Origin of the sequence: Aureimonas populi (genome assembly GCF_017815515.1) — a bacterium.
Taxonomy (GTDB): domain Bacteria; phylum Pseudomonadota; class Alphaproteobacteria; order Rhizobiales; family Rhizobiaceae; genus Aureimonas; species Aureimonas populi.
On record NZ_CP072611.1, the window covers coordinates 3,029,164 to 3,043,498 of the forward strand.

The window sequence follows — 14,335 nt, forward strand, 5'->3', positions numbered from 1 at the left end:
TCAGTCAAAGGATAGGAAAAAGGGGCCCTTGCGGCCCCTTTTTCAGTCAGTGGATGAAGGCCCTGCGCCTCAGGCGGCCGCTTGACCGAGAGCTCCTTCGACGGCCGCGATCGCCTCATGCGCGCGTGCGCCATCAGGCCCTCCGGCCTGCGCCATGTCGGGACGGCCGCCACCGCCCTTGCCGCCGATCGCCTCGCTGGCCTGGCGAACCAGATGCACGGCATCGAAGCGGCCAGCGAGGTCCGGCGTCACGCCGACGACGACGCTTGCCTTGCCGTCCGCGACCCCGACGAAGGCGACCACCCCCGAGCCGAGGCTGGTCTTCACCTCGTCGACAAGACCCTTGAGGTCCCTGGCCGCCACTCCCTCCAGCACGCGTCCGACAAAGCTTACGCCTCCCACGCTCTTCGGAGCGGCATTGTCCTTGTCGGCGCCATCTCCAGCCAGCGCCAGCCGCTTCTTCGCCTCGGCCAGTTCCCTCTCGAGACGACGGCGCTCCTCGATCAACGTCTCGACCCTCTCGGGAACCTCGCCGGCCCCCACCTTCAAGGCCGCCGCCAGACGCTTCACCCGGGCGTCCTGCTCCAGAAGGTACGCGCGCGCCGCCGAACCCGTGAGCGCCTCGATCCGCCGGACGCCTGCGCCGACGGCCGATTCGGACACCACATGGACAAGCCCGATATCGCCCGTCGAGCGGGCATGCGTCCCGCCGCAGAGCTCCACGGAAAACGCCCGACCGGCCTTTTCGCCCTCGATCGCCTGCCCCATGGAAACGACCCGCACCTCGTCGCCGTATTTCTCGCCGAAAAGCGCCATAGCACCCGTTTCGATCGCATCCTCCACGGCCATCAGCCGTGTCTCGATCGGCGCGTTCTGCAGCACGATGTCATTGGCGAGGCGTTCCACTTCCGCCACCTCGGCCATCTCGAGCGGCTTGGGATGCGAAAAGTCGAAGCGAAGCCGCTCAGGCGCGACCTGCGAGCCCTTCTGCGCCACATGCGTGCCGAGCACCTGCCGCAGACCTTCATGAAGAAGATGCGTGGCCGAATGATTGGAGCGAATCCTGGTCCGCCTGTCGTGATCGACATGCATCTCTAGCGCCACGCCGTTGCGCAGCGAGCCTTCCACCAGCCGGCCACGGTGGATGAACAACCCATCCGCCGCCTTCTGCGTGTCCACGACCTCGAAGCGCACGCCATCGCCGCGCATCACGCCGCTATCGCCCACCTGCCCGCCCGACTCGGCGTAGAACGGCGTCTGGTTCAGGATCAGAGCGATCTCCTCGCCCTCTTCCGCGCTCTGGACCTCAATGCCGTCGCGCACGATGGCCAGGACCTGGCCCTCCGCATCCTCGGTGTCGTATCCTAGGAACTCCGTGGCTCCCAAACGCTCCCGCAGCTTGAACCACACGCTCTCGTCGGCAGCCTCGCCCGAGCCGGTCCAGCTTGCGCGCGCTTCGGCCTTCTGGCGCCCCATCGCGGTTTCGAAGCCCGCCACATCGACACCGATGCCGCGTGCGCGCAACGCGTCCTGCGTCAGGTCGAGCGGGAAACCGTAGGTATCGTAGAGCTTGAAAGCGATTTCGCCGCCCAGCTCCTGCCCCTGACCCAGATCCGCGGTGGCTTCGTTCAGGAGCGACAAGCCCCGGTCGAGCGTCGTGAGGAAGCGCTTCTCCTCCAGCTTCAGCGTCTCGGAGATCAGCGCTTCTGCCCGAACCAGCTCGGGATAGGCGCGGCCCATCTCCGAGACCAGCGCCGGCAGTATCTTGAACAGCACCGGCTCTCGCGCGCCCAGAAGCTTCGCGTGGCGCATGGCGCGTCGCATGATGCGCCGCAGGACATAGCCGCGCCCCTCGTTCGAGGGCAGAACTCCATCGGCGATGAGGAAGGCCGTCGAGCGCAGATGATCCGCGATCACGCGATGGCTGGCGATGTTGGCGTCGCTCGGCGCCGCCCCGGTCGCTTCCACCGAAGCGGCGATCAGCGCCCGGAACAGGTCGATCTCGTAATTGTTATGCACGCCCTGCAGAACGGCCGCGACACGCTCCAGCCCCATGCCGGTGTCGATCGAGGGCCGGGGCAGCGGGACGCGCTCGCCGGGCGCGAGCTGCTCGAACTGCATGAAGACGAGGTTCCAGATCTCGATGAAGCGGTCGCCGTCCTCCTCGGCGCTGCCCGGAGGCCCGCCCCAAATCTGGTCGCCATGGTCGTAGAAGATTTCCGAGCACGGCCCGCACGGCCCCGTCTCGCCCATCGACCAGAAATTGTCCGACGTCCCGATGCGGATGATGCGCTCCTCGGAGAGCCCCGCGATCTTCTTCCATAGGACTGCCGCATCATCGTCCTCGGCATAGACGGTGACGAGCAATTTCTCCTTGGGCAGGCCGAATTCGCGCGTGATCAGGTTCCACGCCAACTCGATCGCGTTCTCCTTGAAATAGTTGCCGAAGGAGAAATTACCGAGCATCTCGAAGAAGGTATGGTGCCGGGCCGTGTAGCCGACATTGTCGAGATCGTTGTGCTTACCACCCGCGCGCACGCATTTCTGCGAGGTGACGGCGCGGCTGTAGGGCCGGCTTTCCAAACCGGTGAAGACGTTTTTGAACTGCACCATGCCGGCATTGGTGAACATCAATGTCGGGTCGTTGCGCGGCACCAGCGGCGAGGAGGCGACCTTCTCGTGCCCGTTCTTGGCGAAATACTGCAGAAACGCCGACCGGATCTCGTTCACGCCGTTCATGGGAAGACCTTCGCAAGGCAGAGAAAAACTGGGTGCGCAAGCATATCGCTTCGCACCCGGCGCCTTGTAACGAGGCCCGCGAACGCTGTCCATCGAGGCAAGAGCCACGGCCGGGCCAGCGCCCCTTACAAAGCCTTCAGGCGCCACCACGACGGCGACGCCCTTGAACCTTACGCCTCGGCTTCATCCCCTGGGCCTGAATTATCGAGCAACTGCTCGGCAATAAGGCCCGCATTCTGGCGGATCGCGCTTTCGATCTCGTTGGCCAGGTCAGGATTGTCGCGCAGGAACTGCTTGGAGTTCTCGCGTCCCTGGCCCAGCCGCTGGCTGTTGTACGAGAACCACGCGCCCGACTTCTCCACGATGCCGGATTTCACGCCCAGGTCGATCAGCTCGCCCGTCTTAGAGACGCCCTCGCCATACATGATGTCGAACTCGACCTGCTTGAACGGAGGCGCCAGCTTGTTCTTGACTACCTTCACGCGCGTCTGATTGCCCGTCACCTCCTCGCGATCCTTGATCGAGCCGATGCGGCGGATGTCGAGCCGGACGGAGGCATAGAACTTCAGTGCATTGCCGCCCGTCGTCGTTTCGGGCGAGCCGAACATGACGCCGATCTTCATGCGAATCTGGTTGATGAAGATGACCATGCACTTGGAGCGCGAGATCGAGCCGGTCAGCTTGCGCAGCGCCTGGCTCATCAGGCGCGCCTGCATGCCAGGCAGCGAATCGCCCATGTCGCCCTCAATCTCCGCGCGCGGCGTAAGCGCCGCCACCGAATCGATCACGAGGACATCGATCGCGCCCGAGCGCACCAGCGTATCGACGATCTCCAGTGCCTGCTCGCCCGTGTCGGGCTGCGAGATCAGGAGATCCTCCAGATTGACCCCGAGCTTGCGAGCATAGACCGGGTCGAGCGCATGCTCGGCATCCACGAAGGCGCAGATACCGCCGGCCTTTTGCGCTTCCGCTACCGTATGGAGCGCCAGCGTCGTCTTGCCCGAGCTTTCAGGCCCGTAGACCTCGACGATACGCCCCTTCGGCAGACCACCGACGCCCAGAGCGATGTCGAGGCCGAGCGAGCCGGTGGGAATCGTTTCGATGTCGAGCTTCTCATTTGCCCCCAGGCGCATGATCGAGCCTTTTCCGAAGGCCCGTTCGATCTGCGAAAGCGCGGCGTCGAGCGCCTTGTTCTTGTCCAAAGACGAATCCTCAACGAGACGGAGTGAGTTCTGTGCCATCGGGCCCGGTCCTTATTCCACGCGCCGCAAAGGGGCGCAATGCGATCTGGCTACCGTCAATGTACCCTTTTTGTTCCATCTTGCAAGCGGATGATCTCTTTTTGTTCCCACTCTCGCGAAGTGATTTGGCCGAGGCGCCATTTCGCGATTGATGAACGAAGGCTTAACGCGTGTGCCCTTCGCAGAATATGCGCCCCTGCCGTGGCGAGGCCGTTCAAACCCGGCGAGGCCAGACCTCATTCGTCGAGAATATCCTTCACCGTCACGGCCAGCTCCCGGAGGGAGAAAGGCTTGGCGAGGAAGCCGAACTTCTCGCCGTCCGGCAGGTTCTTCGCGAAGGCGTCCTCGGCATAGCCCGAGACGAAGATGAACTTGAGGTCCGGCCGTGTCTTGCGCATTTCGCGGAGCAGCGTCGGCCCGTCCATTTCAGGCATCACCACATCGGAGACCACAAGGTCGATCCGGCCCCCGATCTCTTCCATCACCTCCAGCGCCTCCACGCCGGAAGAGGCCTCGTGCACCTCGTATCCGCGCATCTTCAGCGCGCGCACATTGCCTGCCCGCACATGGTCCTCATCCTCCACCAGCAGGATCGAGGCCGTCCCCGAAAGGTCGATCCGCGCGTTGGGCAGGGCGGCAGCGGCGGTGTCGCGCGCGGGCGCGGCGATCTCGGCGGGGACATGACGGGGCAGGTAGATGCGGAAGGCCGTGCCCTCCCCCACCTTGGAATCCACGAAGATGAACCCGCCCGACTGTTTGACGATGCCATAGACCATGGAGAGGCCCAGACCCGTGCCCTTGCCGATCTCCTTGGTCGTGAAGAAGGGCTCGAAGATGCGCTCGGCAACATCGGCCGGCATGCCCGAACCGGTATCGGCCACCTCCACGAGCACATAGTCGGCGTGAGAGAGCTCCGCATAGGGCAAGGTCGCGGCCTCGTCGGCCGGCACGTTGCGCGTGGAAATGGTGATCGTGCCGCCCTCCGCCATCGCATCACGCGCGTTCTGGACGAGATTCGTCACCACCTGCTCGAACTGCCCGATATCGGCCATGACGGGCCACAGGTCGCGGCCATGGTGGCGCTCGAGCTTCACCAGGTCGCCGACGATTCGCTTGAGGAGAAGATGCATGTCCGCGACCACATCGGTCAGGTTCAGCATCTTGGGGCGCATGGTCTGGCGCCGCGAATAGGCCAGAAGCTGGCGAACCAGCGAAGCGGCCCGGTTGGCGCTCTGCTTGATGAGCAGAAGGTCCTGGAAGGACGGGTCGCCCGAACGGTGGTTGAGCAGGAGGAAGTCCACGGACGCGGTGATGATCGTCAGCACGTTGTTGAAGTCGTGCGCGATGCCGCCGGCCAGATTGCCGATGGCCTGCATCCGCTGTGCCTTGGCGAACTGCTCCTCCAGCGCGCGCTGGTCGGTGAAGTCCACGCCATAGACGATGACGCTGTCGCCGGAGCCGTCGGTGAGGTCGGAGACGGCGTTGAAGTAGAGCCGCACGGAGCGGGCCGAGGAGCCTGCCAGCTCGACGTCGATGGACGGAATGCCGGCCTGCCCGCGCCCCGCGGCGGACAGAGCGCCGAGAATCGATTCGCGGCTGTCCTCGCGCACCGCCTCCGCCAGCGGGATCGATCCTCCGGCCGCCGACTGCCCGAACAGGCGGGCGAAGGCCGGGTTGGCCCTGGTCGCGCTGCCTTGCGCGTCCAGCGCCGCGATGGCCATGGGGGAGGAATTGAAGAAGCGTGTGAAGCGAAGCTCGGCCGCCTCCAGGCTGCGCGCGCCCTCCGCCTCCATGGCGCGGTTGAGCACGAGGGTGCGCGTGGGGCCCGGCGCCCCGTCCGGCGCGCGCGCCGACTGGCGCAGCAGGCGCACCGGGAGGCGCTGGCCGCTCGTCTTGACGAAGTCGAGGTCCAGCACCTGCGTTCGCGCTTCCCCGCCCTTCGCCTCGCCCCGCAGGAAGGTGGCGGCCTCGGGGCCGGCGAAGCTCTCTATGCCGATGGTGCCGGGCTGGAAGGCCGCGAGGTCGAGGCCGAGCCAGTCGGCGAGCGTGGCGTTGATATAGGCGAGCTTCCCGTCCTCGTCCGCCGCGAAGAAACCGGCCGGGGCATGGTCGAGATAGTCGATGGCGTGCTGAAGCTCCTGGAAGAAGCTCTCCTGCTCGCGCCGCTCGGTGCTGATATCGGCAATCTGCCAGGCGCGCAGCGGCGCCCGGCTGCCCGGCAGGGGGCGTACGGAGGCGCGATACCAGCGCGGCGCGGCGTCGTAGCCGCCCGCCAGGCTGCGCGAGAGGCGGAACTCCTCCTGCCCCTCGCGCCCCTCGCGGGCCAGGTTTCCCAGCCGGTAGATGGCCTCGGCCGCCTCCGGCTCGCGCGAGAGGAGCTTCTCCAGCGTGCGCACGTCCCCGGCGGTCTGCGCGCCGGTGGCCTCCCCATAGGCTTGGTTGGCATAGATGATGCGCCCCTTGCCGTCGGTCACGAGCGTGCCTGTCGGCAGCGAATCGAGAAAGGCGCGGGCGATGCCCTCGTCGGCCGGGCGCCCGGCGAACTGGAGGAGGCCGAGGGACAGCGCGAAGATCGCGGCGATCCCCACCACGGACAGGACGCCGAAGATCGCCAGAAGCGCTATGGCGCCGTACACATGCCCGAACAGCGCCAGCGTGGCGGAGAAGACGAAAAGGAAGGCGCCCAGGAAAAGAAGGCGCCTGACGCCCCGCGCCCCCGCGCCTCTGTCGATCATGGCCTTCTCGCTCGTGCCGGGCGTTTCGATCGTCATGGTTCCCATGGGTCGGCTGGCCCGCTCCTGTGCAAGGTTTCGTGGAGCCTTGCAGCCTCGAACGGGAGAAGAATGTAACAGAACGCCCGTCCGGCGTCCCTTCATCGATGTCCCGTGCGAAGACCTGGAGACGAATCCCACGAACCGCCGCACGAATTGCGCGCGGCAGCTTCGTCCGACATGATATCGAAGTCCATACGGGCCGAAGCTGTATCGACCCTTGAAGACGGGATTGGAAGGCTTCATGAACGATTGAGGCTGCCCGGAGGCGGCTTGCCGATTCTTCGCGAAGAAGTTCCCGGGAGAAGGAATAAGATGCAGGACATGCTCGCCGGTCTCGTGGGCGAAAGCCTCGCTCCGATCGTTTCGGTCATCCTGGCGGCGATTCTGGTCGTTGTCTTGGCCATTCTCGTCATCGGATTGACGCGCCGCGCCCTGGGCGGGCGCATCGGCATCGGGTCCTCGCAGGCCCCCCGCCTGGCGGTGGTGGACGCCGTCGGCGTCGACCAGCGGCGAAAGCTGGTGCTCGTTCGTCGCGACGGCGTGGAACATCTGGTGCTCATCGGCGGGCCGAACGACCTCCTCGTCGAGAACAATATCGGCCGCGTGCCGGCCCCGCGCCCCGCGGAGCGGCGTGAGCCCGAACTCGCGGTCCCGCCTGCGCCCCGCGCACCGGCGCCGGTCGCTGTTCCCGCTCCGCAGGCGCCGCGTCCCGAGCGCGCGCCGCTGGCCGAAACCGCTCCCGCCATCGCAGCCACTACACGTCCGGCGCCCCCGGTGAACGAAATGCCGGTCTCGCCGCCGGCCCGCGACGTACCGCGCGCCAGGCCCGCTCCAACGGCCGAGCAGCCTGCCCGCGCGCCGGAGCCGGCCGCGGTCGTCGTGGAGCCGAAACCCGCCCCCGCCCCTTCGGTCGAGCCTCGGGACAGGCCCGCAGGCTCCTCTGCGCCGCGCGCCGGCACGCCCGGCCATGCCAGAAGCGAGCCGCGCCTCGACGTGCCGGTCGCAGCGCCTCCGGTCGTAGGACCGGCCGAGCGAGTCGTTGCTCCACGCCCCGAGCCGCGCGAGGCGCCCCAGAGGGAGGTGCAGAAGCCGGCGCAGGGCGAGCCGCAACGCGCCTCACCCCCCGCACCTGCCGCGCCCCGTGCGCAGCCCGCCCCGCAGCCGGAGCGCCCGCCGGTGGCGCCCAGCTTCCCGCTCGGGCGCGCGACGCCCGTTCTGCCGGCCGCCTCAGCCCAGCCCTCGGAGGAAGCAGCGCAGCCCAAGCCGCCTGCCCCGCCCGCCGAGCCTGTCGTGGACGAATCGGCCCCCGCGCCGCTGAGCGTCCGCAGCTTTGCTTCCACGATCCAGAATCGGTCGAGCCCTGCGGAAGCAGCGCCTGCCCGAGCGCCGGAGGCTGCGGCCGAGGCCCGGCGCGAGCCGAGCCGCCCGGAGGCGCCCGCCGTCGCGCCGCCCTCGCCGGCTCCGCAGGACGACGACGACGATCTCGCCAGCTTCCTCGAGGATGTTCTGGGCAAGGACGACGGCCCGGCTTCCCCGGAGCCTGAGCGCGCTCCGCAGCCCCCGGCGGCAAGCGGCGAATCGACCGGCGAAGCTCGCGCGCAGGCGGATGCCGAGCCGAAGCTATCGCTGGAGGAAGAGATGGAGCGCCTGCTGCGCGACTTCACCCTCCAGACCGGAGACCGCCGTTAAGAGCGCGTTCCGCGAACCGGCGCCCGGAACAAATCGGGTGGCCAGCTCCAGATTACCGCGAACGAAAAAGGCCCAGCGAAAGCCGGGCCTTTTCAATGTAATGAAAGCAGTTCCTTATTCGTCGCGATAGACTTTTTCGCGCCGCTCGTGGCGCTCCTGCGCTTCGAGCGAGAGGGTCGCGATGGGCCTTGCGTCTAGGCGCTTGAGGCTGATCGGCTCTCCGGTCTCCTCGCAATAGCCGTAGGTTCCCTCCTCGATCCGTTCCAGCGCCGCGTCGATCTTGGAGATCAGCTTGCGCTGGCGGTCGCGGGCGCGCAGCTCGATGGAGCGATCGGTCTCCGAAGAGGCGCGGTCGGCAGCATCGGCAAGATTGGAATTCTCGCGCGCCAGGGTTTCCAGCGTCTCGCGCGCCTCGCGCAGGATATCGGCTTTCCAGGCAAGCAGCTTGCGGCGGAAATACTCCCGCTGGCGGTCGTTCATGAACGCGCCTTCATCGGAGAGAGGGTCGCCGAACGGCAAGGTTTCGCTCATCTCATCCTCCAAGCTGCAAGTGGCGGTGCTTATACCCACGGTTTCCATAGGGAACAAGGCGGTTGTGCCACCCCAGCCCCATGCACGCGCCTGTGCTAAACGACTAGGATTCAAGCCCTTTAGCGGCCGCTGCCTAAAAATCGACGATGACGCTTGCGTGAGCGTTGCCCTCTTGCATCGCCTGCCTCGCACCGTGGATGCGACCTTCGCTCGCTTCGCGGCCGGTTGCCGAAGGGCGCGAGTTCTGCCCTATTTGGTCTCCATGTCGTTCCCCTGTCGCCTGCATCTCTTGCGTCACGCATCCGCCGCCTGGCCGCTGCCGGGCGGTGACGATTACGAGCGCAGCCTCGATGAGGCGGGCCGGCAGCAGGCCCGCGCGCTGGCCCGCATCCTTCGCGAACGGGGGATCGCCTATGACGCGGTGGTCTGCTCCGGCGCGGTCAGGGCCCGCCAGACGCTGGCGGCCCTGGACAAGGCATCCCTGCGAACCGAGCCCGTGTTCGACGATGCGCTCTATCACGGAGGGCCGCAGGCCTATCGCGAAGCGCTCGGGCGTGCAGGCGGTGGCACGATCCTGCTCCTCGGGCACAATCCGATGATCGAGCAGTTCGCCATAGACTTGGCGGCGCAGGGCGAAGCGGCCGCGTTGCAGGCGCTTCACGCGGGATTTGCAACCTGTGCGCTGGCCGTGCTGCGGGTCGATCTCAGCGGCGCCGGCTATCTCGAAGAGATGCTTGATCCGGAGGATGCCGGCGCCGGCTCCTGTCGCGAGGGGCGACGGCCCCCTATATCCGGCCTCCCGCCAGCTTGAGGACGCCGCCCGCCCCATGACCTCCATTGCCGACGAAGCACGGATCGCCTTCGACAATCTTTCCGAGCGCGCCACCGGCCTCTTCCATCCGACGCTTCGGCTCGGCGTGGCCGGCCTCTCGCGCGCCGGCAAGACCGTCTTCATCACCGCGCTCGTCCACAATCTGCTGCATGGCGGCCGGCTGCCGCTCTTTGCCGCGCAGGCGGGCGGGCGGATCGGCCGGACCTATCTGGAGGAGCAGCCGGACGATGCCGTGCCCCGCTTCCAGTACGAGGAGCATGTGCGCGCGCTTCTGGAGGATCGGCTCTGGCCCGATTCCACCCGCGCGATCTCCGAGCTGCGGCTGACCATCGAATTCGAGTCTGCCTCCGGCTGGTCGCGCATGTTCTCGGCCGGCAAGCTCTCGCTCGACATCGTAGACTACCCCGGCGAATGGCTTCTCGACCTGCCGCTTCTGGAGAAGGACTTCGCCCGGTTCTCCAAGGAGGCCGTGGAGCGGGCCCGCCTGCCGGGCCGTGAGGCACTGGCCGGAGATTTCCTGGCCATCCTTGACGGGATAGACCCGGCCGCCGAGGCCGACGAGGTCACGAGCGCCCGTCTCCATTCCGCCTTCGCCGAATATCTGCGCCGCTGCCGGGCGGATACCACGGCGCTCTCCACCCTGCCGCCCGGCCGCTTCCTCATGCCGGGCGATCTGGAGGGATCGCCCGCCCTCACTTTCGGCCCGCTGAATGTCGACCCGGCGGCCGCCCCCTATCCGAAGGGCAGCTTCGGCGCCGTTCATGCGCGCCGCTACGAAGCCTATAAGAGCGTGGTGGTGAAGCCCTTCTTCCGGGATCATTTCGCCCGGCTCGACCGGCAGATCCTCCTCGTCGACGTGATGCAGGCCATCAATGCCGGGCCTGCGGCGGTGCGCGACCTCGAAGCGGCTCTGGCCGATATCCTCGCCTGCTTCCGGCCGGGCCGCGCAAGCTGGCTGGGCTCCCTCCTCTCCCGGCGCATGGACCGCATCCTCGTGGCCGCGACCAAGGCGGATCATCTCCATCGCGAAAGCCACCGCCGCCTGGAGGCGGTGGTGCGCCGCCTCGTGGAGGACGCCATTCGCCGGGCGGAGTTTTCCGGGGCACAGGTTGATATCGTCGCCATGGCTGCGATCCGCGCGACGCGCGAGGCCAATGTGGAGGACGGCGGCGAGCGACTGCCCGTCATCGTCGGCACGCCCATGGCGGGCGAGGAGATCGCGGGGCGGCGCTTCGACGGGCAGACGGAAACAGCCGTGTTCCCCGGTGACCTGCCGGAAGACCCGGCGCGCCTCCTCAAGGGCGAGGTCCGCGCCGATCCGCTGACCTTCGTGCGCTTCCGCCCGCCCCGGCTGGAGCGCACCGCCGAGGGCCTGACCCTGTCTCTTCCCCACATCCGGCTCGACAGGGCGCTTCAATTCCTCGTGGGAGACCGGCTGGCATGAGCGAGACACCGCCGCGCGGCCCCCGCGTGTTCGACGCGCCGGGCGCGCCAGGCAAAGCGCCGCCCGCCCCACGTGCCCCGCGCGCGGTGACGGACCTCGAGCGCGTCGAGATCGAGCCGGACGAGGCGCTGGAACGAGAGGCTCTCGATGCGCTCGACGCGGCACCCGCCCGGCGGCGGCCCCGCGCCGGCGGGCTCACCTTCGGCAAGGTGTTCCTTACCGCCCTCGGCGCCGTCGTCTCCCTTGCCATCGGTCTCACGCTCGACAGCCTCGTTCGCGATCTCTTCGCCCGCGCCGACTGGCTCGGCTGGGTCGCGCTCGCCGCCTCCGCCCTGCTGGTGGTCGGGGCGCTGGGTGTCGTGATGCGCGAGATCATCGGGCTCATGCGCCTGCGCGCCGTGGAGGCCGAACGAAGGGCGGCCCTAACGGCCTTTGAGAAGAACGACGAGGCGCAGGCGAAGGCCGCCGTGGCCGGGCTGGGCGGCATCCTCGCCGGGCGAACGGAGATCGCCGCCGGGCGCGCACGGATGGAGAGCCTCAAGGATGAGGTGATCGACGGGCGCGATCTGGTGGCGCTGGCCGAACGCGAGCTCCTGCTGCCGCTGGACGCCAAGGCGCGGGCTCTCGTCCTCGGCTCGGCCAAGCGCGTTTCGGTGGTCACGGCCGTCAGCCCCCGCGCGCTGGTGGACCTCGCCTTCGTCTTCTTCGAAACGGTGCGGCTCATCCGCAAGATGTCGGAGCTTTACGGTGCGCGGCCGGGCACGATCGGCCTGGTGCGGCTGACGCGCGACGTGCTGGCGCATCTGGCCGTGACGGGCTCGATCGCCGTGGGAGACAGCCTCGTGCAGCAGGTGGTCGGCCATGGCCTCGCGGCCCGGCTCTCGGCCAAGCTCGGCGAAGGCGTCGTCAACGGCCTTCTGACCGCCCGCATCGGCCTGGCGGCCATGGACCTGTGCCGGCCCATGCCCTTCCTGACGGTCAAACGCCCGGCCATCGGAGATTTCATGAGCGATCTCACGGGTTTGTCAGGGACACGCGAGCCCGTGCGCCCGCCATCGTGATCAGCCCCGCAAGGATCGGTTAACCCTTACGAGCGATAAAGAATGGGTCAGCCGCGTCTGTTTCCCGTGGCATTTCAGGACCAGAAGAGCCCGCTCATGTTCCGTTCCTTCGCCGCCGGACTTGGTCTTTTCGTCAGCGCCGCGGCGCTCGCGCCCGTGCCGGCCTTTGCCGACCCGGAAGCGGCGTTCTTCAACAATGTCGTCGGCCGCTGGACCGGCGCGGGGGAGATCGTGGCGGGCAAGTACAAGGGCACGCGCTTTTCATGCGACCTGGCGGGCAATGTCCCGTCCACGGACGTGGGCATGGCGCTGGACGGCTCGTGCCGCGTCGGCCTCTTCTCCCAACGCATGAGCGCCGAGATCAACCGGCGCGACGGCCGCCTTGTCGGCGCCTTCCTCGACGGTGCAGAGGGCGCCGGCCTCGACATCGTCTCCGGCCAGTTGGACGGTGAGCGCATGGTCTTCGGGCTCGATCGCAAGCAGCTCAACGGCGCCATGGTCGCGCGCCTCGAGGGCACCGACACGATGAACGTAACGGTCTCCGTGCGCGTCGGCGAGGAGCTCGTCCCCGTCATCGGAATGAACCTGAAGCGGGACGGCGCACCGGTACGCCAGACCGCCTTGCGGAACTAGCCCCGCCACCACTCCCCATCGACGCTCGCGGGCGCGATGCCGGACAGGTCGGCCTGCCGCGCCCATGCCTCGATCGGCCTGCCGCGGATCGTCAGCGCCGGCGCGATCTCGGCCAGCGGCACCAGCACGAAGGCGCGCTCGGTGAGTCTCGGATGGGGCAGCGTCAGCGCCGCCCCGTTTCGGACGATTCCGCCATGGTCGAGAATGTCGATGTCGATGATGCGCGGCCCCCACCGCTCGCGGCGCTCGCGCTTCAAGTCTTTTTCCACCCGCAGGCACAGGCGCAGCAGCGCCTCCGCCTCCAGCGACGTTTCCAGGCTGGCGCAGGCGTTGAGGAAGGAGGGCTGGTCCAGCATCCCCCAGGGCGGCGTCGAATAGAGCCGCGAGACGGAGACGACGCGCGTCCCGGCCTGCGAATCGAGTGCCTGGAGGGCGGCGGACATGGCGGCGGCGGGGTCACCGAGATTGCCGCCGAGCCCAAGATAGGAGAGCGTCATGCGCCCTTCCCGGCCGCAGCCAGCAGCGCATCGGCAACGGCCAGCGCCTCGCGGTTCATCACCACGTCGTGTACGCGGAAGATTGAGGCGCCCCGCTCGCGCAGCAGCACGGAGGTGGCGGCCGTGCCGGCGTCGGCCCGCACATCCGCCCGCCCGCTCAGCGCGCGCACGAATCGCTTGCGCGAGGTGCCGACGAGGATGGGAAGGCCGAAGGCTTGCAGCTCTTCCATGCGCAGCATCAGCTCGACGTTCTCGTCCACGTCCTTGGCGAAGCCGAAGCCGGGATCGAGCACGATCCGCTCGCGCGCCACGCCCGCCTTTCCCGCGATCTGAAGGGAGCGGGAGAGGAACGCGCGCTGATCCTCGATCACGTCGGGCAGGCGCTCACGCTCCCGGCCCGTGTGCATCAGGCAAAGCCCCGCGCCCGTCTCGGCCGCCACGCGGGCGATGGCGGGCTCCTTCTGCGCGCCCCACACGTCGTTGACGATGTGGGCGCCGGCGGCCACCGCGAGCCGGGCGGTCTCGGCGCGATAGGTATCGATCGAGATCAGCGCGGAGGTGCGCGCGGCCAGGGCCTCGATGACGGGCAGTACGCGTGCCTGCTCCTCCTGCGCCGAAACGGCCTCTCCACCGGGGCGGGTCGATTCGCCGCCGATATCGAGGATGTCCGCCCCCTCCTCCACCATCCGCAGCCCCGCCCGGCACGCCGCCTCGACGTCTCCGCCATAGGCTCCGCCGTCCGAGAAGCTGTCGGGCGTGGCGTTCACGATTCCCATGACCACGGAGCGCGCGCCGAGTTCCAACTCCCGGCCATGGGCCAGCAGCCACCGACGCGGCCGGGGCAGAACGAGTTTCATCGAATGATCACCGATTTGTTGAGCATGTCATGGTTTG

Annotated in this window: 11 protein-coding genes; 5 read left to right on the forward strand and 6 right to left on the reverse strand. The window is 67.8% G+C overall.

The window, feature by feature from the left end:
- Positions 1-69: 69 nt before the first annotated feature.
- The 3 genes from alaS to cckA all read right to left on the reverse strand — a co-directional run bounded on the left by alaS (position 70) and on the right by cckA (position 6,751).
- Positions 70-2,739, reverse strand: coding sequence for an alanine--tRNA ligase (alaS, locus tag J7654_RS14360; RefSeq protein ID WP_209736559.1), 2,670 nt, complete (start codon positions 2,737-2,739; stop codon positions 70-72).
- Positions 2,740-2,909: 170 nt separating this feature from the next.
- Positions 2,910-3,980, reverse strand: coding sequence for a recombinase RecA (gene recA / locus J7654_RS14365; RefSeq protein ID WP_209736560.1), 1,071 nt, complete (start codon positions 3,978-3,980; stop codon positions 2,910-2,912).
- Between the two features lie 236 nt (positions 3,981-4,216).
- On the reverse strand, positions 4,217-6,751 hold the full coding sequence (gene cckA / locus J7654_RS14370; RefSeq protein WP_209736561.1) for a cell cycle histidine kinase CckA: 2,535 nt from the start codon (positions 6,749-6,751) through the stop codon (positions 4,217-4,219).
- 315 nt (positions 6,752-7,066) lie between these two features.
- On the opposite strand from cckA, the gene J7654_RS14375 reads away from it, so the two are divergent.
- Complete coding sequence (locus J7654_RS14375) at positions 7,067-8,443, forward strand: flagellar biosynthetic protein FliO (RefSeq protein ID WP_209736562.1); 1,377 nt, start codon at positions 7,067-7,069, stop codon at positions 8,441-8,443.
- A 114-nt stretch (positions 8,444-8,557) separates the two neighbouring features.
- Here the strand turns inward: J7654_RS14375 and dksA are convergent, their stop codons facing one another.
- The gene (dksA, locus tag J7654_RS14380) at positions 8,558-8,974 is read right to left on the reverse strand and encodes an RNA polymerase-binding protein DksA (protein ID WP_209736563.1); all 417 of its coding nucleotides are present in this window, start codon (positions 8,972-8,974) and stop codon (positions 8,558-8,560) included.
- Between dksA and J7654_RS14385 the strand changes: the two genes are divergently transcribed.
- From J7654_RS14385 to J7654_RS14400, 4 genes are all read left to right on the forward strand, one after another.
- Positions 8,922-9,785 (forward strand): SixA phosphatase family protein, encoded by an 864-nt coding sequence (locus J7654_RS14385; RefSeq protein WP_245195512.1) that lies wholly within the window; start codon positions 8,922-8,924, stop codon positions 9,783-9,785. The genes dksA and J7654_RS14385 overlap by 53 nt on opposite strands.
- Before the next feature lie 16 nt (positions 9,786-9,801).
- The gene (locus J7654_RS14390; protein WP_209736565.1) at positions 9,802-11,250 is read left to right on the forward strand and encodes a YcjX family GTP-binding protein; all 1,449 of its coding nucleotides are present in this window, start codon (positions 9,802-9,804) and stop codon (positions 11,248-11,250) included.
- Entirely contained in the window at positions 11,247-12,311 is a 1,065-nt protein-coding gene (locus tag J7654_RS14395; RefSeq protein WP_209736566.1) for a YcjF family protein, read from the forward strand. The genes J7654_RS14390 and J7654_RS14395 overlap by 4 nt, the downstream gene beginning before the upstream one ends.
- A gap of 96 nt (positions 12,312-12,407) precedes the next feature.
- A complete protein-coding gene (locus J7654_RS14400) occupies positions 12,408-12,944 on the forward strand; it encodes a hypothetical protein (RefSeq protein WP_209736567.1) in 537 nt (178 codons plus the stop codon).
- Here the strand turns inward: J7654_RS14400 and folK are convergent.
- Both folK and folP read right to left on the reverse strand, forming a co-directional pair.
- Positions 12,941-13,441 carry a 2-amino-4-hydroxy-6-hydroxymethyldihydropteridine diphosphokinase gene (gene folK, locus J7654_RS14405; protein ID WP_209736568.1) on the reverse strand — a complete coding sequence of 167 codons (501 nt, stop codon included), beginning with the start codon at positions 13,439-13,441 and terminating at the stop codon, positions 12,941-12,943. The genes J7654_RS14400 and folK overlap by 4 nt on opposite strands.
- Entirely contained in the window at positions 13,438-14,298 is an 861-nt protein-coding gene (gene folP, locus J7654_RS14410) for a dihydropteroate synthase (protein ID WP_209736569.1), read from the reverse strand. Before folP ends, folK begins: the two co-directional genes overlap by 4 nt.
- Positions 14,299-14,335 lie beyond the last annotated feature (37 nt).